This window comes from Halobacillus yeomjeoni (assembly GCF_020171525.1).
GTDB classification, from domain to species: domain Bacteria; phylum Bacillota; class Bacilli; order Bacillales; family Halobacillaceae; genus Halobacillus; species Halobacillus yeomjeoni.
The window spans coordinates 1,017,033-1,038,463 of record NZ_JAIVAI010000001.1 but is presented as its reverse complement, the minus strand read 5'-3'; the positions used below and the strand labels follow the sequence as shown (position 1 = coordinate 1,038,463).

20 protein-coding genes, 1 pseudogene and 1 riboswitch are annotated in these 21,431 nt (G+C 40.6%); of the genes and pseudogenes, 11 read left to right on the top strand and 10 right to left on the bottom strand.

The annotated features are described in order from the left end of the window. Nucleotides 1-65: 65 nt before the first annotated feature. Both LCL89_RS05350 and LCL89_RS05345 read right to left on the bottom strand, forming a co-directional pair. Nucleotides 66-1,100 (bottom strand): S-layer homology domain-containing protein, encoded by a 1,035-nt coding sequence (locus tag LCL89_RS05350; RefSeq protein ID WP_224808423.1) that lies wholly within the window; start codon nt 1,098-1,100, stop codon nt 66-68. A 92-nt stretch (nt 1,101-1,192) separates the two neighbouring features. Beyond that, nucleotides 1,193-3,526, bottom strand: a complete 2,334-nt coding sequence (locus LCL89_RS05345; RefSeq protein WP_224808421.1) for a bifunctional diguanylate cyclase/phosphodiesterase — start codon at nt 3,524-3,526, stop codon at nt 1,193-1,195. A 371-nt stretch (nt 3,527-3,897) separates the two neighbouring features. Here LCL89_RS05345 and LCL89_RS05340 point away from each other — a divergent pair, with 371 nt between their 5' ends. After that, nucleotides 3,898-5,109, top strand: a complete 1,212-nt coding sequence (locus LCL89_RS05340; RefSeq protein ID WP_224808419.1) for an Nramp family divalent metal transporter — start codon at nt 3,898-3,900, stop codon at nt 5,107-5,109. Nucleotides 5,110-5,188: 79 nt separating this feature from the next. Here LCL89_RS05340 and LCL89_RS05335 read toward each other — a convergent pair whose 3' ends face one another. Together LCL89_RS05335 and gntK are read right to left on the bottom strand one after the other, a co-directional pair. Further along, nucleotides 5,189-5,515, bottom strand: a complete 327-nt coding sequence (locus LCL89_RS05335; protein ID WP_318245609.1) for a YnfA family protein — start codon at nt 5,513-5,515, stop codon at nt 5,189-5,191. A gap of 46 nt (nt 5,516-5,561) precedes the next feature. Continuing rightward, nucleotides 5,562-7,091 (bottom strand): gluconokinase, encoded by a 1,530-nt coding sequence (gene gntK, locus LCL89_RS05330; protein ID WP_224808417.1) that lies wholly within the window; start codon nt 7,089-7,091, stop codon nt 5,562-5,564. Between the two features lie 158 nt (nt 7,092-7,249). On the opposite strand from gntK, the gene LCL89_RS05325 reads away from it, so the two are divergent. After that, complete coding sequence (locus LCL89_RS05325; RefSeq protein WP_224808415.1) at nt 7,250-8,095, top strand: helix-turn-helix domain-containing protein; 846 nt, start codon at nt 7,250-7,252, stop codon at nt 8,093-8,095. Between the two features lie 77 nt (nt 8,096-8,172). On the opposite strand, the gene LCL89_RS05320 is transcribed toward LCL89_RS05325, so the two are convergent. Together LCL89_RS05320 and LCL89_RS05315 are read right to left on the bottom strand one after the other, a co-directional pair. After that, nucleotides 8,173-8,982, bottom strand: a complete 810-nt coding sequence (locus LCL89_RS05320) for a ZIP family metal transporter (protein WP_224808413.1) — start codon at nt 8,980-8,982, stop codon at nt 8,173-8,175. Between the two features lie 182 nt (nt 8,983-9,164). After that, nucleotides 9,165-10,247 carry an NAD(P)/FAD-dependent oxidoreductase gene (locus tag LCL89_RS05315; RefSeq protein ID WP_224808412.1) on the bottom strand — a complete coding sequence of 361 codons (1,083 nt, stop codon included), beginning with the start codon at nt 10,245-10,247 and terminating at the stop codon, nt 9,165-9,167. A 424-nt stretch (nt 10,248-10,671) separates the two neighbouring features. On the opposite strand from LCL89_RS05315, the gene LCL89_RS05310 reads away from it, so the two are divergent. From LCL89_RS05310 to LCL89_RS05295, 4 genes and pseudogenes are all read left to right on the top strand, one after another. Further along, nucleotides 10,672-12,192 (top strand): AbgT family transporter, encoded by a 1,521-nt coding sequence (locus LCL89_RS05310; protein ID WP_224808410.1) that lies wholly within the window; start codon nt 10,672-10,674, stop codon nt 12,190-12,192. A gap of 503 nt (nt 12,193-12,695) precedes the next feature. Beyond that, nucleotides 12,696-13,118 carry a VOC family protein gene (locus LCL89_RS05305; protein WP_224808408.1) on the top strand — a complete coding sequence of 141 codons (423 nt, stop codon included), beginning with the start codon at nt 12,696-12,698 and terminating at the stop codon, nt 13,116-13,118. Between the two features lie 172 nt (nt 13,119-13,290). Then, nucleotides 13,291-13,480, top strand: a pseudogene (locus LCL89_RS05300) (IS1595 family transposase); the annotation flags it as partial. A 131-nt stretch (nt 13,481-13,611) separates the two neighbouring features. Further along, nucleotides 13,612-13,803, top strand: a complete 192-nt coding sequence (locus tag LCL89_RS05295) for a DUF6366 family protein (RefSeq protein WP_224808407.1) — start codon at nt 13,612-13,614, stop codon at nt 13,801-13,803. 290 nt (nt 13,804-14,093) lie between these two features. Here LCL89_RS05295 and LCL89_RS05290 read toward each other — a convergent pair whose 3' ends face one another. From LCL89_RS05290 to LCL89_RS05275, 4 genes are all read right to left on the bottom strand, one after another. Beyond that, the gene (locus tag LCL89_RS05290) at nt 14,094-14,324 is read right to left on the bottom strand and encodes a hypothetical protein (protein ID WP_224808405.1); all 231 of its coding nucleotides are present in this window, start codon (nt 14,322-14,324) and stop codon (nt 14,094-14,096) included. A gap of 167 nt (nt 14,325-14,491) precedes the next feature. Then, entirely contained in the window at nt 14,492-14,698 is a 207-nt protein-coding gene (locus LCL89_RS05285) for an FAD-dependent oxidoreductase (protein ID WP_224808403.1), read from the bottom strand. A gap of 141 nt (nt 14,699-14,839) precedes the next feature. Continuing rightward, a complete protein-coding gene (locus LCL89_RS05280; protein ID WP_404813399.1) occupies nt 14,840-15,976 on the bottom strand; it encodes a S8 family peptidase in 1,137 nt (378 codons plus the stop codon). 318 nt (nt 15,977-16,294) lie between these two features. Further along, entirely contained in the window at nt 16,295-17,344 is a 1,050-nt protein-coding gene (locus LCL89_RS05275) for a homocysteine S-methyltransferase family protein (RefSeq protein WP_224808399.1), read from the bottom strand. 184 nt (nt 17,345-17,528) lie between these two features. Beyond that, nucleotides 17,529-17,633: riboswitch (SAM riboswitch) on the bottom strand. A 303-nt stretch (nt 17,634-17,936) separates the two neighbouring features. Between LCL89_RS05275 and LCL89_RS05270 the strand changes: the two genes are divergently transcribed. From LCL89_RS05270 to aac(6'), 5 genes are all read left to right on the top strand, one after another. Beyond that, the gene (locus LCL89_RS05270; RefSeq protein WP_224808397.1) at nt 17,937-18,212 is read left to right on the top strand and encodes a hypothetical protein; all 276 of its coding nucleotides are present in this window, start codon (nt 17,937-17,939) and stop codon (nt 18,210-18,212) included. A gap of 471 nt (nt 18,213-18,683) precedes the next feature. Continuing rightward, a complete protein-coding gene (locus LCL89_RS05265) occupies nt 18,684-19,319 on the top strand; it encodes a uridine kinase family protein (RefSeq protein ID WP_224808396.1) in 636 nt (211 codons plus the stop codon). A 596-nt stretch (nt 19,320-19,915) separates the two neighbouring features. After that, nucleotides 19,916-20,359 carry a PH domain-containing protein gene (locus LCL89_RS05260; protein ID WP_224808393.1) on the top strand — a complete coding sequence of 148 codons (444 nt, stop codon included), beginning with the start codon at nt 19,916-19,918 and terminating at the stop codon, nt 20,357-20,359. After that, nucleotides 20,356-20,700: a TIGR04104 family putative zinc finger protein gene (locus LCL89_RS16870; RefSeq protein ID WP_224808385.1), complete on the top strand. Its 345-nt coding sequence runs from the start codon at nt 20,356-20,358 to the stop codon at nt 20,698-20,700. The genes LCL89_RS05260 and LCL89_RS16870 overlap by 4 nt, the downstream gene beginning before the upstream one ends. A 132-nt stretch (nt 20,701-20,832) precedes the next feature. Then, nucleotides 20,833-21,267, top strand: coding sequence for an aminoglycoside 6'-N-acetyltransferase (gene aac(6') / locus LCL89_RS05250; protein ID WP_224808383.1), 435 nt, complete (start codon nt 20,833-20,835; stop codon nt 21,265-21,267). The last annotated feature ends 164 nt before the right edge of the window (nt 21,268-21,431 follow it).

Sequence of the window (21,431 nt, the reverse complement as noted above, 5' to 3'; positions counted from 1 at the left end):
AACTTGGATATAGAAGCTTAAACATAGAAAAACGTCCAGAACTGACTCTGGACGTTTTTCTATGTTTACTTCCAATCCTTGTCGAATTTCAAGTCGTACAATTTCCATTGACCCTCTGTTTTATGGAGTAGATACTCGCCGTTTTCTGTTCTTTTATACGTTTCCTTTTTATTGGTAGGATAAATAATCGTCAGGTCGTAGAAAGCGTTGGTAAGCTTCACTTCTGCAAATCGGTTAGAACGCTTGATCACTTCGAAATGCGGTTCAGATGTTACTTTGTACTCGAGGTTCAATGAGTAGTCTTCAATCCATTGAATATAGACTTCAGTGGCTTCTTGATGCAGCTTTTTATAATAGCCTAATGTTCTTCTATCCATCTGTTTAAATTTAGAAATGTCTTCAGCATCAACCGCTGCTCTCGAATCGTGGTTATAATCTGCAACGAATTTAGTAAGCACCTCTTTGTCTGGAAGCTGGGAAATTTCTTTGTCCAGAGATCTCTTGATCATTACGATCGCTTCAGCACGAGAAGCGTCCCGGTTGGGTTTGAACATCGTTTCTGAAACTCCGTTTATGATCCCCACTTTACTGGCTTGTTGAATGGTTTGGTAAGCCCAGAAGTCTGAAGAAACATCCTTGAAGTTCTTTACGGTACCCTCATTCATATTAATCTCGTCTTTGAAGGCTCTCATGACCACAGAAGCGATTTCAGCTCTCGTGATGGGCCGCTCTGGTTCAAATTTATTGTTGCCTACTCCATTGACGAGTTCATTGGAAGCCGCAATATACACTTGCTCTTCATACCATTTTCCAGCAACATCCTCAAAGTCAGGACCGCTCGGTTGCTTTTTCAGTTCTAGGACTCGATTTAGAATTGTAACGAATTCTGCACGGCTAATGGATTGATCAGGACGGATTTCGTGATCGCCATTGGGAGTTTCATAACCTTCTAACAGGGATGAGTTTACGAACTGCCTTATTTCGGACTCTGCCCAATGGTCACTAATATCTGTAGGGTCATATACCTCCGCATAAACGCCCTTCAACGGTGAGAGAAGGATCACAAAAAAGGAAAAAATAAGTATTTTTGTAAAGTTCATGGGGTGTCCACCTTTCTGTAGATGTCTGGGACTACCTTACCATATTAAAAAGGTAAGTAAAGTGGTAAAAAAAACAAGCTCAACTGAGCTTGTTAAGATGTGTTCAAATTGATTTCTTGTTTTGCAAAGAATTTTGCTGAAATTTGTTCATGGGATAGAGGTGGACTATACAAGTATCCCTGGTATACTGTCGATTTCTTTTCTTTTAGGTAGCTTAACTGTTCAACCGTCTCAACACCTTCAGCGACCACTTTCAAGTCCAGCAGTGAAGCCATATTGATGATCGTTTCTACGATGGCTTTATCTTTGTCGCTGAAAGGGACTGATTGGATAAAGGACTTATCGATTTTCATGATATCGAGTGGCAATTCTTTCAAGTATTGAAGAGATGAATAACCCGTCCCGAAATCATCAAGAGATAACTTGAATCCCATTTCTTTCAACTCTTTCATGATTGGAAGACAGAGAGAAGTATCCTGTACGACGCTTTCGGTGATTTCCAACACGATTTTGTCAGGAGATAATCCTGTTTTTTTCAATATGCTCCAGAGAGTAGTAGGGAAGCCTCGTTGTAAAAATTGGACCGCAGAAATGTTGAGAGAGAGTTGTTCTACTTCATACCCTTTAGATAACCAATGAGCATATTGACGGCATGCCGTCTCAATGGTCCATTCCCCGATCGGACCGATGAGTTTCGTTTCTTCAGCCAATGGGATGAATTCAACAGGTGAAATCATGCCGAGTTTCGGATGTTTCCACCGCAGGAGAGCTTCAAATCCTACGATACGATTGTCTTTAGTCAGGACCTGCGGCTGGTAGAAAATATCCATTTCATTGCGTTCGATGGCGGTTCTCAGTCCGGATTCCAAGAGGACTTTCCTGGAAATGACCTGGTTGATTTCATCCGTATAGAAACAGACTTGGGTACCTCCTTGTTCTTTTGCTGTATACATGGCCGTATCTGCATGCTGAATCAATTCGCTGGTATCTTTTGCATCTTCCGGGAACATGCTGATTCCTATTGAACAAGAGATATAAATCTCTGAATCTGAAATTTGGAAAGGTGCTGTAACTTTTTGAATGATATTTTCAGCCTTTTGATTAGCCTCGGAAGGAGTAGAGGAAGGCAGGACAATTAAAAATTCATCCCCGGCGAGCCTTGCAATCATATCTCCATCATCCAGACACGATTCAGACCTTTTCGCCATATCCGTCAAAAGCTGGTCTCCCGCCTGGTGACCATACACATCATTGATGTGTTTGAAGCGGTCGAGGTCCATGAACATGACTGCGATCCCATCATTATTATCAACGGAATGTTTAATGAGCGAAGTGATATGGTCCTGTACCATCCGCCTGTTCGGGAGGTTGGTGAGTGTATCCTTGAAAACGAGGTGCTCGATTCTCTTTTTGTCTTTGAGACGTTCCGTAATATCACGGATGATGGCTGTGAAGTATATTTCGCTGTCGTTATTTACAGAAGAAAGAGAGAGTTCTACAGGGATAGTGTCTCCGTTTTTATGGATGCCTTCCAATTCCATAGTCGGCGTTTTCCATGTTCCATCCAATTGATCAGCTGTTTCCATATCCGTCAGGTGGTTTTCAAGTATAGGAGATGAAAATATTAAAGATAGAGGTTGTTTGAGAATCTCTGCTTCCCGAAATCCAAAAGTGGCTTCAGCAGCCTTATTCCAGGATAGGATCCTCCCGTTTCTGTCCGCTGTAATGACTGCATCGTTAGCTGTTTCAACAATCGAACGGTAAATTTTGTTCTCCAATGCAGACGTAGATTGTGTGGTCTTCATTTTTTTCTCAAAGTTAGCGACAGCGACCATAAGGCTGATGAATGTGAAAATTCCAAGGCCGATCATTACGAATAAAGCGTTCTGACTCATTTCAAGCTTTCCATTCAAAGGTAATAAATTACCGGTGGATAAAAAGTTCATAGCGCTCATTCTGGAAAAGTTCACTCCGGCAATCACACCACCAAGGAGGAGAGCGCTCAACCAGACTTGTTGTTTTTTACTTTCACCATGCGCGTAGCGACGGAAGAATTGAACGGATAGGAAAGTCGCCGTCATGAAAAGAAATAAGGAGCCGCCGGCAAAGAAAGGAGCATGCAGAAACAGTGGATTCATCTCCATCGATTGTTCGCAGATGAAGCTCACCGAATAGATACTCATTGTCAAAAATAACGAAGATAGCAAAGGTTTCCGAATCAGTCCTTTGATGGAACTCATCAAATAAAACCCGAGGAAAGATAAGGTGGATGATAAAAATATGCTGAACAAAAGGGCAGTCAAACTCTCTGAAATAATCATTCTCATGCCATAAGCAAGCATAGTCAAGAAATGGACCACCCAGATAGCACCGCCAAAGGCCACACTTCTTGCGACCAGCCACAATACTTTATGTTTGGTGTCCATATGAATGGATCTTTTTACAAAAAATAATGAAATAGAAGATGATAAAACGGCGATCACTAAGGAGAGGGTTAGTAAAATTAAATTATGTCCGAGTGTTAAATCCATAGGAAATATAGCTCCTTCCAGTAGCTCTTAAACTTTTAAGAAATCATAAAAAACATACACCAACCTCTCTGCACTTATGTCGAATAAAGGATGTCTATCTCAAATATATACATAAGTCCTAGGAAATTAGAAGTGATAAAGTACCTATACCCACCACAATAATGAACAAAACTACACAAAGGTGTTAATTACATACATGGTTAATATGTAAAAAAAAGGGAATGTTAATCTATAACACTACTACATTCTAAAAGAGAGGGGTCAGGATGGAAAGGAAACGTACATTCAAAGACCGTGTGAAAAAAGTTGGCCCGGGTGCGATAGTTGCTGCCGCGATTATAGGGCCGGGGACAGTCGCGACCGCAAGTCACGTAGGTGCGAAATTCGGTTACGCACTGATTTGGGCTTTGATTTTTTCTATCGTCGCTACGATGTTCCTTCAAGAAATGGTCACAAGGTTAGGGGTGATCTCGAGGAAAGACTTAAGTACCATTTTGCGTGAGGAGTTTTCCAACCCCGTCTTGAAATGGGGAACCATCGTGTTGATCATTTCTGCCATCGTAATTGGGAGTGCGGCCTATGAAGCGGGGAATATCGTGGGCGGAGCACTCGGGATGGTTGCCATAACTGGTCTCCCGTCCAATGTCATGGCGATAACGATCGGACTGATTTCAGGGATACTACTGTGGATTGGAAAATACAAAATCATCGAACGGGTTTTCATCGGATTGATTTTTTTGATGACTATCAGTTTCGTTTTGTCTGCTATTGTCATCCAACCGGACATCATGGCGATTTTGAAGAAAGGGTTGGTTCCTACTGTCTCGGATGGCAACGTTTTATTTATCATATCGTTGATCGGTACGACGCTCGTCCCTTATACGTTGTTCCTGCAGTCTTCTACGGTGCAGGAACGATTCAAAGGGGAAAAAGATTTGAAAGACAGCCGTTTTGATGTCATTTTGACGATGACCATTTGTGGGATCATTTCAATTTCCATCGTAATTACTGCAGCAGCAGCTTTTCCGATAGGCACAGGAATTGAAAATCCTTCAGAGATGGCCGATCAGTTGAAACCACTGCTCGGTTCGTGGGCGAAATATGTATTTGCTATTGGAATCTTTTCGGCTGGCATTTCCTCTTCCATGACAGCCCCTTTAGCAGCCGCTTATGCAACAGCAGGTGCATTGGGCTGGAAAAAGGATTTACGTTCAGCAAAATTCCGTATGGTTTGGATGGGTATCCTTCTCATCGGTGTCATCTTTGCAACGCTCGGTTACGACCCTATCCAGTTGATCGTGTTTTCTCAATATGCGAACGGTTTGATTCTGCCGATCATTGTCTTATTCCTTCTTTTTGCGATGAACAACCGAAATCATTTACGTAAACATGTGAATCCATTTTGGATGAATCTCATTACGAGCATCATTTTTCTGATGACTATTACCCTTGCTTTTCTGTCCTTTGATATTTTATAAGAATCTCTTAGATTCCATTGAAGTAAAAAGCTGAACCGGACTTCCAATCCAGGAAGTCCGGTTCAGCTTTTATCGTATCTTATTGGCGTGGTGCGAACAGCATAACCGATACTCCGATCAAGCATATCCCTGCACCAACCCAGTCGTATAGATCGGGGGTTTTTTTATCTATCCCCCATCCCCATAAAATAGATAAGATGATAAACACCCCACCATAGGCAGCATAAACTCTACCGAATGAAGGAAAGGACTGGAAGGCGGCAATCACACCGTATAAGGCCAGGGCTGATCCTCCGCCGATTCCCCAATACAGAGGCCTTCCTTCTCTCAGCCATAACCAGATCAAATAACCGCCACCTATTTCAGCGATTCCTGCGAGTATAAATAAAATCATTGCTTGAATAATTTTAATCACTTCCTAGAATATAGGTTTTATTCAATAAGGACCTGTTTCATAGTTTTGTCCCTTTTTGGTAATCAGCGATCGCTTTGTATTCCTCTGAAAATTTCTCCGATATTCTCTGATAGAGCGGGAACAATTGCTGGTATTGTATTGCGTTCTCCTGAATCGGTGTATGGGCATATGTACTTCCGACGTAATCAGAGATGACTCCAAAATGATCGATGGAACCTATTGCTTTCATCCCGAGAACGACAGCACCTAAACACGAACTTTCATGACTCTCAGGCACAGTGACCTCCTGATTGAAAATGTCTGCCATGATCTGCCGCCACAATTCTGACTTTGCAAATCCTCCGGTCGCCTTGATTTGTCTCGGGGTGCCAATCATCTCTTCCAGGGCTTTGGAGACACTGTACAGGTTGAAGATGACTCCTTCTAATACTGAGCGGATCAAATGGGCCTTCTGATGATGAAGTCCTAATCCGAAAAAACTCCCCCGGGCATTCGAGTTCCAGAGTGGCGCCCTCTCCCCGGTCAGGTACGGATGGAACAGCAGTCCTTCAGATCCAGGAGGGACGGTTTCAGCCAACTGGGTGAGGTGGTCATAACTGTATTCTTCCTGAAGTTCATCACCTCCAGAGAATTGCTCGCGTATCCAGCGCAGGGCGATCGCCCCATTATTGACAGCTCCGCCGACCACCCACATGTTTTCCGTGAGTGCATAACAAAACGTCCGTTCTTCCGGATCGGTCACAGGGCGGTCGGTTACGGTGCGGATGGCTCCGCTGGTCCCTATGGTGATGGCAGCAATTCCAGGGTCTACGGCATCAACCCCTAAATTCGATAAAACCCCATCACTTGCTCCGATGACAAAGGTCGTGTCCTTATCCAGACCAAGTTTTCTTTCGTAAGTGTCATTCAAACCCGACATCATTGAGGTCGTCGGAACTGGGGAGGAGAGTTTTTCTGTATCGATACCTGCAAGCTGCAACGCTCCTTCATCCCAATCCAATTTTTCCAGATTGAATAAACCGCTAGCTGAAGCGATGGAGTGATCGATCACGTGAGTATGGAAAAATTGGTGGAACACATATTCCTTGATTGATATGAATTTGGCGGCATCTTGAAAAATTTCAGGATGCTCATTTCTCAACCAAACCAATTTGCACAGAGGGGACATTGGATGGATGGGAGTGCCGGTGCGGCGATAAATCTCGTGTCCGTTGTGTTCTTCTGCTATTTTTTCTGACCATGAAACACTTCTTTGATCCGCCCATGTGATGCATGAAGTGAGGGGCATCCCTTGAGCATCGACCGCGATCAAACTATGCATAGCCGAACTGAACGACACGAAAGAGATATCTTTTGGCAAAAGTGAATGCTCATCAACGACCGAACGAATCGTATGCACAACGGCAGCTAAAATTTCATCGGGATCTTGTTCCGCTGTGGAAGGGGTGGGCGTATGTAAAGGGTATTCTATTAAATGCTTCGTAACCGGTATGCCTTCGCTGTTGAACAAAACAGCCTTAGTGCTTGTCGTACCGATATCGACTCCAATCATAAATCGTTTTGACATGTCATGTTCCCCCCAGGAATCGGTGGTGTATGTATGGTGCAAACTTTTCTTCATCTTATCTTATAAGAGGTCTCAATACAAAAACTATCAAATTAGATGACACCTGAACTTCACTTGGTTCGATTATAAGGTAAAAGACTTATGAGGAGTCGGTGAACATGAAGCCTTCCGAAATGAAAAAACATCAAACCTTTGAAACAGTCGAACAACTGGATTTGCATGTCCGTTCCTTTTTACGGAATTACAAGTGGGAACTCTCTGCAGGGAATATCGAAATCCTCAAGTTCATCTGGTGCCACTCGGTGAAGTATCCGGGGGTTTCCTTCGCTAAAGTCAGCACAATCATGAATGCGACGGGGAGAAGTAGAAGTACCATCATACGAACGATTAACCGCTTGGAAAACCTTGAGCTGATCAAACGTATTTCCACCCGTAAACCGAATGGAAAACAAGGAGTCAATGTCCTCGTCATCCAGCCACAAAAGCGACTTTCCATTCCTTCTGATGACACCCCAGTTGACACCGCTGATGAAACTCCACCAACGCTGGAAGACCCCACCTGTACCAGTGTTTCCAGGTCGTTATTGCATCAGGAAACAATGAAAAAGCAAAGAAGAAAAATGCAAATTCATAGTATGAATGTACAACAAGCGTCTTCGGTGGATTCTTCTTTTTTACCAAGTTACATACCCGATAATTTTCATACCGTAGCTCATCCGTTCATGAAGTTGGAAGAAATCGTCAAAGCCTGGAAATGCGTGACACAAGCCTACAAAAAAGTCAACTTGTATTCGGAGCTTGAAAGCTATATGGATGTTGTACTCGATACATTCAAACAAACGGTCTTTGCGTATAAATCAGGATACATAAAAAAGACATTCCACGGGTATTTTTATGGAGGGTTAATCGAGGTTTTCACCCGTCAAGTAAGAAGGGAAGTCATGGCTGATTCCAGCAATCTTTATTACGATTGGCTGAATGAGCCTAAAGAGTTGCATGAATGATGGACTGGTTGAGTGAGATCTCTCTGATTGGATTTAAAAAACTCCCTGGAGCTGTGAGCCCCAAGGAGCAGGTCGGGTCATCCTAGAGCGACATCCAGAGTCATCATGACGGCAAAACCGAGCATCAAACTGATGGAAGCCAGGTTGACATTGCCTTTCTCATGCGAACCGGGGATGATTTCCTTCGCTACAACAAAAATCATCGCTCCAGCAGCGAAGCTTAATGCATAAGGTAGAATGGGCTGGATGAAAATCACAGCAACGGCTCCGATCACCGCAGCCATCGGTTCGACCATGCCGGAAAACTGGCCGAATATGAAACTCTTTTTCTTGGACATCCCGTCACGATGAAGCGGCATGGATACGGCGGTACCTTCAGGGAAGTTCTGAATACCGATACCAATAGCCAAAGCGACGGCACCAGCCAAAGTGGATTCTGTCACGTTTGAAGCCAGCGCACCAAAGGCGACACCTACCGCCAAACCTTCAGGGATGTTGTGCAAGGTCATGGAAAAGATCAATAGAGCGGTCCGGTTTTTGGCACGGTTATCTTTGATATCATGCAGGTATCGATCGGTATCGATGACCGGAAGCAATTTGTCGATCATTAACAAAAGGGCACCGCCGAGTAGGAAACCGACCACAGCCGGAATCCAGGAAGGGAGCGGCCCTTTTTCTGCCATTTCAATGCCGGGTGCAAGCAGTGACCAGAAGCTGGCTGCAATCATCACGCCGCCTGCAAATGCAAGCATACTATCAAGGAACTTCTGGTTCGTTCCTTTGACAAAGAAGACGAGGGAGGCACCAAGAGCTGTCATTCCCCATGTAAATAGTGTTCCGAGAAGAGCTTGTACGACAGGGCTGAGTTCTTTGAATGCTTCTATCATTGTATTTCACCTCTTACATGTATGGGTTATCCCATTTATTCACATTTGCGCCCATTCTAAAGAAGAGGCTCTCTATGAGTCAAACTTTTTGACTATGCCGTGTTAATTTAAGGCAAAAAAAGAAAAGGTGAGTTCAAGCTGATCACTTGTGCTCACCTTTTCTTTTTGACACTCCAAAGTCTCTAACCATTGACATACTGGTCCACAATCCGCTTATTTCTATCTTTGAACATTGAATTGTGCGAAGAAACCATTGCATTAGATTCAGCTTCTGGCTCTATGTATGTTTTCGCCTTGTTGACAGCATTCGCAGCATCCTGAAAAGCACCCGCAATCAAGTTCAGTTTTCCATCGTGCGAGAGTATATCACCAGCAGCATAGATGCCTTCAACACTCGATTCGCTCATCGAATTTCCACTAACGAAAAAACCATCCTTCCTCTCTACCTGTATAGAGCTGTTATCTAAAAGTGAGGCGTCTTGTTCAAACCCGTGATTAACCAATACAAGATCGACATCCAATTGATGGGTTTGTTGTTTGGCATGATCATAAAGCTCGACTTCTTCAATTTCTCTATGATCTGAACTGGCGATCAGGTTACGGATTTCAGTGTTCATCATGCATTGGATATTGCTTTGATTCAATTGTGTGATTTGTGCTTCATGCCCTTTGAGTTGGTCCTTTCGATAAGTCAGATAAACCTGCTCGGCGATCGGGGCTAGTTCATTTGCCCAATCCACGGCAGAATTGCCTCCACCAGAGATGAGAACTCTTTTATTTTTGAATGCTTTCAATGATTGGATGGTGTAATGAAGGTTCGTCAATTCGAAACGGTCAGCCCCTTGGACCTTCAGCTTTTGGGGGCGTAAAATTCCACTACCCACAGCGATGATGACTGTTCTTGAGTAATGGATATTCCCGTTTTCGGCTTCTAAGCGATAATTGCCATTATCTGCATTTGATATGGATGTGATTTTTTCATTCAGGACTACTTCAGGATGAAAAGACATGCCCTGCTCCACAATTTGATCGATCAGTCTTTCAGCTGGAACAGGCGGAACTCCACCCACATCCCACACAATTTTCTCAGGGTAAACATTCAGTTTGCCGCCGAGTTTCGGTTGAAATTCAATGATTTTTGTTTTCATTTCCCGCAATCCGCTATAAAAAGCAGAATATAGACCCGCAGGCCCTCCACCGATGATCGTGACATCATATAACTCATTTTCCATCGTAATCAAAACTCCTTTAATCGTTTCGTTCATTGAAACTTTTCCTATGTAAAGAAACGGAGTGTCGTATTAATCATTCGTTTTTTATTACCAATAAATCTCACTAATTAACTAGATTCATTGTACATGCAATTGATAATCATTTTCAACTGTTGTTTCGGGAGCGGAGGAGGAGACAGCATGACCAGGCAATTCAAAGAACAAACTCAATGGGGGTTATATGGAACAAGTCTTCTGTGAAGAAATCGAAAAATGAAATTATAAGTTCGGCAACCTTTAGACCAACAAGGTAAATCTGATATTTCAAAAAAAAGGGAATATTACTACTTATTGAGACTGACTTCAAATACATTCCAAAAGCTTATATACTTGAGAACGACCATAAATAGATAATAAAACGACAAAATTCACAATATTCATTTGTCGTTTTTTGGCAACTAGAGAGGAGAAGGTTCTTATGGTGAACAAACGAAAGGGAATCCTTCAGAAAGTATTGGATATCATTGAACGAGGAGGAAATAGACTTCCTCACCCGATCACACTATTTGCTGTGCTGGCCTTAGTAGTGGTTGTACTATCTGCTGTTGTTTCCAGTTTAGGTTTAAAAGTGGAACACCCTGGGGAAGAAGGGAAAATTGTTGAAGTAAACAATTTACTCAGCTCAGATGGTATCGTGTATATTTTTTCCAGTATGACAGAAAACTTTATCGGGTTTGCTCCTTTAGGAGTGGTTCTTGTTACAATGATCGGAATCGGATTAGCTGAAAGAACTGGTCTGATCAGCGCTTGTCTGCGAGGATTTGTTTTATCAGTACCAAGACAATTGATCACATACGGTCTCGTCTTCGCGGGAGTTATGTCCAGTGTCGCTTCTGATGCTGGGTATGTAGTACTTCCTCCATTAGGTGCAGTGATTTTTGCAGCACTCGGACGTCACCCATTAGCTGGACTTGCTGCAGCTTTTGCAGGAGTTTCTGCTGGTTTCAGCGCTAATTTGTTTTTGTCTGCTACGGATCCATTATTGGGAGAGTTGACAATAAATGCTGCTGCCATCATTGATCCCGCCTATGCAGACGGTATGAATATAGCGATGAATTACTATTTCATCTTTGTTTCTGTATTTCTATTGACGATTGTAGGGGGATTAGTCACTGAGAAAATCGTAGAACCGCGTCTTGGAGAATACAAAGGTCAATACCGTGAAGATCTAAAAGGATTGAACGATGTGGAGAAGAAGGGACTGAAATGGGCTGGAGTTTCTATTGCGATAGCCACTGTTCTTACAGCTCTATTAGTGCTTCCACCTGGAGCTCCTTTAAGAGGAGAAGATGGAGGGATTATACAATCTCCATTCATGAGTTCTCTTGTGCCAATCATTACAATCCTATTCTTTATTCCAGGATTGTTTTATGGTATCGCTACGAAAGAAATCAAAAATGATAAAGATGTCGCTAATCAACTTTCTGACACGATGGCATCTATGGGAATGTTCATTGTACTTGCATTTACTGCTGGACAATTTGTCGCTTACTTTTCTGAAACGAATATGGGACTTGTCATCGGAGTATATGGCGCAGAATTGCTGGAATCCGCTAATCTATCCGGCATACCATTGATCATAGGTTTTATTTTGGTTGCTGCGGTCATCAACTTATTTATCGGAAGTGCCTCTGCCAAATGGGCAATGATGGCTCCTATATTCGTTCCAATTATGATGCAGCTGGGCTATTCCCCTGAATTAACACAAATGGCCTATCGTGTAGCAGACTCTACAACGAATATCATTACGCCATTGATGACTTACTTTGCGATCATTATTGCTTTCGCTCAAAAATACGATAAAAAGATGGGAATAGGGACTTTGATTTCTGTCATGTTCCCATACTCTATCTTTTTCCTGATTTCCTGGACGATAATGTTAATCATCTGGATGTTGACTGGTGCTGATCTAGGGCCAGGATCTCCTATACACTATTGATATATAAATAAGGTGTATCTCTTAGCGTACTTCTTTTAAAAGCAGACACTTACTTTACTATTACGTGCTCGTCCTCAGAGGCGATTATCCAATAAGGATAGTCGTCTCTTCTTTTTATCTATCATGACGGTATAAAGCAGTTCATAAAACAAAAATGCAAACTTGGAATGTCCTACAAGATGCTAAGTGGAAAGACTACTTTACATGTTTGGTTTTAAACAGTATTTACAGCCTATACCCAGTGGTTTTTAAAGCTTAGTAATTCGGACAGGGCGGGATTGTGGGAAACTCAGTTTCAAAGTTATAAAGGGAATTTTACTCTTTTGTAGAATATGATATGAAAAGGAGGGCATTAGTATCTTATACTTTCCAGAGCTGATGGGATTGGTAAAAATAAGGTTTTAATAGGAGGAAGTCTAACAAATTTAAATGAATTCCAGTTAGGTTGGACATTCAGTTCTTTTCAAAAGTGGGCTTTTTTATAATAAGAGGAGTTGTAGAAAATGAATTTCATACCTTATTTACAATTGAACGGCAATGCAAGAGAAGCAATTGGATTTTACGAAAAGGTATTTCATGCAGAAAATTTAGGAGTTATCACATTTGGTGAAATGCCTACTACCTCAGACTCTCCTTTTCCAGAAAATGCAAAAGACCTTGTTGCACACGGTGCAATAAGTGTTGGAGGGTCAGTAATTATGTTTTCAGATACATTTCCAGGTCAACCAGCCCAAGAAGGGAACCTGGTGACCATATGTGTCACGTTTGACGATGTAGAGAAAGCTCGCCAAATTTTTGAAAACTTACAGGATGGAGGACAAGTCGAAATGCCGCTTTCAGAAATGGGTTTTAGTCCTGCTTACGGGGTAATAAAAGATAAGTTCGGTGTAACCTTTCAAATATATACAGAAGGGCAACAAGGTTAGTACATAAAATAATACAGCCTGGTATTAGGGATAATTGGGCTAACTGAAGTTAAATTAAAATTCAATTTAAGATTTTTCACTCTAAATCTTAAACTATTGGGGACTTATCTGTAGTAAGGTAAGTCTCTTTCTAATGAAGAAAGATAGAGCTCCTAATAATGTTTATTGTTAGTTCAAATCAGACGGTAAAATACACCACAAGGGACTCTTCACATTCGAAAACGTCCTAGAACTACCACCGAATACAGAAAGAGTGGATACAGCGTTTTACCGGCGTGACAACCAAGTATTTAAACAATAATTTCACTTGGTTTAAAGTACTAGAGAGCATCCGTCATCAGAGTAATAAATTTACGATTAATTAAATAATGGTAAAATTCTAAGTGCCAAAACCTATGATGCCCTAAGTTATTTACTTTCACGATGTAACCACTGAATTTTGCTCCCTGTAGTGGGTATGTGTTTAAAGAGAAGCTATTTAAGGAGGGCTTAGATGAAAAAAGAATACGAAACTCCTGAAGTAAAAAGAGAAAAACTAAGGCAAAAAGAATTAAGTAACTCTTCAGGTAGTGTCCACGGAAGCAACCTCTCAGATTTAGTTGGTGGTTTAGGCTGGAAGGGTACTGGTGTGTTTATTCTCTTAATAATAGCCGGTTCTATAATTTATTCATTGTTTTTTCGATAAGGGTTTCTATTGTAAACCAGTAAGGTATTTCTATAATGCGAGTCTTTCTTAATCGGGGCGTTTAGTTTAATTAGCGCAACAAAAAAGAACTTCCATAAAAATGGAAGTTCTTTTTTGTTAGTAATATCAACACTAAACTTTAACCAAGCATTAAATTTAAAAAGTCAAGAAATACTACATGAAATTATGATCAAGATATTGGAGAGAGAAAATGAGAGTTAACCCATTCAGTTAACAAAAAACACAATTGACTTTCTTTCAGAAGAGAAGAAAGAGAAGTGTCATCATTTTTAATCGATTTGTTGAATAACGATTAAAATTTGAAAGGGATTTTTGGGATGGACAACCTTCTTGAAATAAGTTAGATAAATACCGCGTCTTTTCGCAGTTATTTCTAACAGTGAAGTTTCGTTTAACATGGTTTTAGATAAATTCCCTGAATATATATTGGTCAGTAAAAAATGATAAAAACTAATTAACATTTCGTTATTAAGTTTTTCATAGGAAGAAGAAGCCTTCAAATTTAGCCTCCTGGCCAAAGGGGACCACGTTAAAAAATCCAGATGACACTCAACCAAGTCCTCGACACTACCTAACCATAACACTGGATATACTATATTGATATAAGAATAGAAAATTATTATTTTGAGGGATACGGATTTTTTCTTCTAAATGATTAATCGTTGTTTCAGCCATTTCGATTATTGACCTCATAAGCAGCTCGAATTGCTGATTCAATCTCGCCTTCTACCCAACCATGAAAAGGGGATGTGTGTTTCCCTGAAAAATAAATTCTACCTTCAGGAGAATAAAGAGAATCTGAAAAATCAGATGCTTGGTTTGGTGCGAACAGAGTAAAACATCCCGCACCGCAGTGAAATAGTTTTGTCTCCAACTACAGGAAGTACCATTAGAACCCAGTATAAAAGAAAAGCGTATGAAACCATGATTCAAGAATCTGGTTTCATACGCTTTTTTACTTTTAGTTAGAAATGTGGAACAGTACTTTTATACTTGTACCAAACTTTCTTAGATATTATTGAACAGCAGCCTGCACGTCGATAACTCCGTTTCCATAATAGAAGGAATCACCTAGAGGAACAGCTGTGTCAATTAATGTTTGACGGATCTGATCATTCGTCAATGTTGGATTATCTGCTAATACTAGAGCAGCTGCCCCTGCGACATGCGGGGTTGCCATGGAAGTACCATTGAAGCGATCATAAGCATTACCTGGTACAGAACTTAAAATATCTACACCTGGAGCCATCACTTCAAGTTCAGACCCTACACTGGAGAAGGATGCTCTATTATTAGCACCGTCTACAGCACCAACAGCCATGGCTGCTGCATATTTGGCAGGATAACCGATTGTGTTTTTCTTACCTTTGGATCCTTCATTACCAGCAGCAGCTACGACTAATAAGCCTTGATTATCAGCATTGTTTACCGCTTGTTCCAGAGTGGCCGAACCACGGCTTCCTCCAAGACTCATGTTGATGATGTCCATGTTATTGCTGATGGCCCACTCAATTCCTTGAGCAATTCCACTGTAAGAACCGCTGCCATCACTATTTAATACTTTAACAGCATAGAGCTCAGTAGCTGGTGCTACACCCAGCACACCTAGTGTATTATCTACACCTGCAACTGTTCCAGCTACGTGGGTGCCATGACCATTTCCATCAACTAAGGCGTTAGGTTCACCACTGACAAAACTCTCTCCGCCAGCTACGTTTAAGTCTTCATGTGCTCCATCGATACCAGTGTCCAGGATTGCTACCTTTACGCCATTCCCAGTCGTTCCTTGAGCTTGGACATCATCTGCATTAATATGGGAGATTCCATAGGGCGTCGTTTGACTGGTTGCCTGAGCAGTATGATCTTGCTCTACATACGCGACATTAGGGTTGTTGGCTAATGCTTTTACTGCTTGTTCCGGAAGCTTGGCATGTACGACATTCATATATTTATATTCATGAAGTACTTTTCCTCCCAAACCTTTAACGACATTTTGGTTCACTTTTGACTTAAATCCAATTAAGTATTCTCCTACCTCTGCCTTTTGCTCAGCTGCTTTTTGAACTGAAGCTTGGGCTATGTTATTGAATGAAAAGACTAAAGCGAACACCAACATAATCCCGGCTACTTTCCAGATGTGTTTCCGCATCAAATTCCTCCTTTTAATTTTGCATTCAGAATTGTTGTTAAATTCTGAATAGCGTTAATATTAAGTTAACACATCTGGAAGGGCTCATGTTTGGGAAAGGTGCATGTAAAAACATCCCCTTAAAGGGGGGATAAAGTATCAACTTGGGCAATTCAGTTAGTGAGGTTGATAATGATTCGCTTGTTGTACTATAGAATTCATTTTTAATAAGTCACCTTCAATAGTTTTACAGAAGAGGGTGGAGGAGATATTGAATAGTGAACAAAACCGAATAAAGACTTGAAACCCGCCTGTCCTTAGTTGAGGACAGGCGGGTTTCCCTTATGCTTTCGTCTTATAAGACGTAATATGATCCTGCAGCGAGTCGTCACTACCGAACAGGAAGTGTTTTTCCATATCCGGAGAATACGTAGAGTTTACAGTTTTACGTCCGACAGTTTCTGCTACCTCGCGAAGCATAGCCGGTGAAGCTCCACAGCAGAGTCCGAGATAGTTCACACCGATACTGTGGGCTTCTTTCGCCCACTCAGCAAGTTCATACCGGTTCGTATAGAGTGGGTCCAGAGAGGTCGGAAACGTTGTTTCCGTAGGAAGTGTACACGCACAGCCTCCGTCCGGCAGGTTGAAGAAGGTAGGATGTTCTACAGTCGTGCGGTAAGGAATAGGAAGTGCACCTACATAACCGTCCACCGCACTGCGGATTTTTTCTACATATGGCTGCATTGTCGCTGGTCCTCGGAAGCAGTTCATACCTACTACAAGAGCACCTTTTTCTTTTAATAAGCGGCAGGCTTCTTCTACTTCGTAGCCGTCCCGCAGGATATTTTCGCCCATCAGACCGAAGGTGATCACGGCAGGAAGATCTTGTTTTTGAATTTCTTCAAGAGCAATCAATGCTTCTTCATAATAATAAAAGGTTTCGCCGTTCACAAAATCTACGCCTTCTTCTTTACACCAGCCGATCATCTCTGCAAACATGCTTCTTGTTTTCGAAACAGCCTCCGGATCATCCGGGTTGAACAAGTTCGTGTTGGAAATGTTCCCGGCTACGAGTGCTTCTTCCTCGGGGTGCTCCTCGGCAACCTCTTTGGCTAGACGAATGGCTTGACGGTTAAGCGGCTCCAGTAGGTCCTCTTTGCCGATGATTCTCATTTTTTCACGGTGGCCGTTATAGGTAAAGGCTAAGACGACATCTGATCCTGCGAGCATATAATCACGATACGTCTGTTTTAGTGCCTGAGGGTTATCGAGCGCTACTTCAGGTACAAAGGACCCGGCCTGTAAATATCCGCGTCGCTCCAACTCAAATAAGTATCCTTCACCACAAATAACGGGCCCATCCTGCAATCTTTGTTCTAATGAACGTTTCATTCCATTCCACAACCTTTCCATTTTGTAAGAGTGATTTATTATAAGAAAGCGAACGCCCTTTCTACAAGAGCACGCTGACTTTCTCTCTCCAATCGTTCCAATCCATTTCGTGTCAGGATCATCATTTCCTACGAAAAAAAAAAGGACCTCCTTGTATAAGGGGGTCCTTTATGTATAAAAAGTCTCCTTATCTTCAAGGTATCACTACTACCTTCTGGATTTAGCACCGTGCCAATGGCTGGTTGCTGAGGTATCAAAGGGCCAGTCCCTCCACCTCTCTGGATAAGTTTTTTATTATTTAGTTTGGAAAAACAGTAGAACACTTTCCAATTCATTATTTCAGCTTGCGTTATACGATACAGGAAAAAGAATCAAGAATCAATAGAATTTTCAGAAAAATAACTTAAATCTTATTAAGATGAGAGTGGATGATGCAATTAAGATAAACTACTATATAGAGGTATCAATTTCCACTAAATTACAAAAATATGATAATCTTTGGGGGGGAGTCAGGAAGAATAGCCATTCTTTTTGATTTGGAGGGAACTTTCACAGAACAGATGAATTTATTTTAGGTGGAGGTACGTTTTTTATGAAAAGAACCGTAATCGGAGGACTCCTGATGGTAAGTGGATTATTAACCACACTGACCATTATTTTAGCAGGATCTATATATGCTGCTCAAATCACAGCATGGTCTGGTAAATCAAAGTTATGGTATGCAATTTTTGGAGAGCGACAATACGGGGATGAGGTTATAGATTCATTATTCTTAGGTTTCCCGTTTGTAGTAGGAGTAATAATTACTGTCTTTGGACTGATTATCTTGCTTATTGAATTTTTTAAGACTTTCAATAAGCAAGGTTAGCATCATATTAGTTATATATGTTCCTCTTTAAAATTCATTTTGTATAGACTTATAGTTCAATAGGGGAGTAGTAAAGACAGGTTCTCATGTAAATCTAGAAATATCAAAGGAACGAGAAATACCCACGTAGGCGAAAAACTTTTCTAGGAGGATGTTGGGAGTGTTTCATTGATAAAGTTCAAAAATCATAATGCCAGTAATTTGTATGGTGTCTGACCCCCACTTCACTAAAGTATTAGTATAGTGAGAATCAGGCACCGTATCGAATTTCTATGAAAATTACGGCTTTGAAACAACTGGCTTAGGAGAAAAATATCCTGGAGTTGAACGTTTTCTATGTACTCTCAAATTGGATAAACAAGATACCCTATAAATAAGAGCCATTGTACTTAATAATTTGCTTAGTGAAGTCTTTATTAAGTGGGTTACATCAATGATCAGAATAAGATGTAGTGTTTAAAGAGCTTTTACATGAAAGTGGTGAAAAGAGTGAATTTCAAAGCTGAAAAAGGTGATTTTCATGATATTAAGATACTTGTTAGCTCAATAAATTCAATTCCGAGAAAACAATCAACCTTGTTAATTGGAATAGATGGTTGTGGCGGTTCAGGAAAAAGTACATTTGCAAATAAATTAAAAGAAAAATGTCCAAACGTAACTGTTGTACATATGGATGATTTTTATTTACCTTCCTCACAACATTTGAAAACAGATCGTAAGCAAAATCCTATAGGTGCAGAATTCGATTGGGAACGTATTTTAAACCAAGTTCTTGAACCAATCAGTCAAGACAAAGAGGGTTATTATCAAAGGTATGATTGGGAAGCTGATGATTTATCAGAATGGCACACTGTTCCTGTTGGAGGAATTGTATTAATTGAAGGTGTGTATTCCCTGCGGAATGAATTAGCAAATAGATATGACTTGAAAATATGGGTGGAATGTCCCAGGGAGACAAGGCTTTTTCGAGGCATTGAGAGGGATGGGGAAGAGGCCCGTGAAATGTGGGAAAACAATTGGATGGTATCAGAAGACATGTATGTTGAAGAACAAAAACCAAATGAAAAAGCCGACTTTATTGTTAATGGAACAGAATGTATAATCTAAAGATTATAAGGTGGGTATCAAGGAATATTAACCAACCTCCTGTAATCGGTGACATTCATCCGGGGGTTGTTGGACTTTTTACTGAAATACATAATTAAATGAACAGCACTTATATACGTATAGTGAAGCAAAAAAAAAATAAAGACAGCATGCATTACTAAGGTGTGGTGATGAAAATCTTCAATGGCTTTGTGGCATTTACATTGCCTTTAATGTTAATAGTGATTGCAATTATTACTTCTCTATATTTCACTGACAAAAGCGACTTCAGGGAGCAACTTAAAGAAGTGAAAAGGCTAAAATGGAAGATAGTCTTTACAATCATTCTAAGTGTTCTTTTTCCTTTAGCTATTATGTTATTAATTTATATAGCAATGACTATTGCAGAAACTTATTACTGATATATAAACAAGAGCGATAGCTGCACAATGGCTATCGCTTATTGTATGCAGAAAGATGGAATGGAAGACAAAGGGACTGAATTCATAAAACTAGATATAGAGTGGATTTTTAGGCGATTGACTATTAATTTTTTCATATAAATGAATATCTCACGAAACGATAACCTCTTCTGACTCGTAAAGAATGGTGAAGAGGTGTTTGAATTGTACTTTCCATCCAAAAAAGATGCTTGGTTTATAGCAATGTTCTGGGGCTTTATTCTATTTATCGTTTTTATTTATGTTTTTGGTACCGACCCTGTTGGTCTGCAATTCATAGCCTATAAAAGTATATGGGGTTATATCCTGAGTGGATCTATCATAGCCCTACTGTTATGGATATGGTTTAAAACAGGTTACCTGCTCGAAAGTGGGGTATTAAAAATACAATCAGGTCCATTTAAGAGGAAAATAAATATAGATGATATTTATAGAGTTAATAAATTGAAGAGTCTATTCACAGCACCTGCCTTATCAGTGGATCGAATAGTTATTCTTTATGGCAATAACCATGAAATAATCATATCTCCTAAAAATGAAAAAGAATTTCTTGAATTGTTACTAAAAGTAAACCCCAATATAGAATTAATGAACAGATGATCAAAGAGCACAAAGGTCGTTTCGAGGAGGGAGTGAAATTGAAGTTTTGTCCCAATTGCCAATCGGAAATTTCAAGGTGGTATTTATTTGAAAGTACACTTATAAAAAAGAAATACCCAATTCAGTGTCCTCAATGTACTCAGCATCTTTACTTCACTGCGAAATCTTTGAAAATAGCATTTTCACTCATCCCGATACTACCCATTGTGTTGATAGTTTTTATTGTGTTTCATGTACCTGAGAAAATATCTGGATTAACTATACTTGTGCTGCTTTTTATACTGTTAACGGCATACCCATCTATATTGCAGGTGACAGATAAAGAGGAAAAGCTGTTTTAATGTTTTAGTGGGTGAAACCAAGAAAAACGTTACCACGATCCTCTGGTGTTTTAGCAACAGGAATTGTAATGTTTATTGCTTGGGTATAGGTTATGACAAAGTTCCATAATGAACCGACCTGGAGGTTTTATAATGATTACACAAGCAAAGTCACAGGACACGGCAGAAGTTGCGCAGTTGGCTTTACAACTTTGGCCGGGTAACTCATTAGAGGATTTTATTCATGAAATATCGGACCTTATAAAACAGCCGGATGCAGCAGTGTTTTTAGCTTTTCATGGGAGTGAGTCAATTGGATTTGCCCAATGTCAGCTCCGATATGATTATGTTGAAGGTACAGGTTCAAGTCCTGTCGGGTATTTAGAAGGGCTTTATGTAAAAAATGACTTTCGTAATCAAGGGGTGGCTGAGGATTTAGTCAATGCATGTGAGAATTGGGCAAAGAGGAAAGGCTGCCGGGAATTCGCAAGTGACTGCGAACTAGACAACGAGGTCAGCATAGCTGTACATCATAAATTGGGGTTCAAAGAAGTGAATCGTGTTGTTTGTTTTAAAAAAGATTTATAGAGAATGAACGATCCTGATTCGGATTGAATCTGGAAGACTATAAAAGAAGAAGCACTGACTTCAGGGTCCTATTCGAAATATGGATGTGCTGATTAGAAGCAGATTTCTTTCTTTTCCTCCTTTCATTTGTGATAATGTCACACACCGCTTTAGAAGGAGGCAGA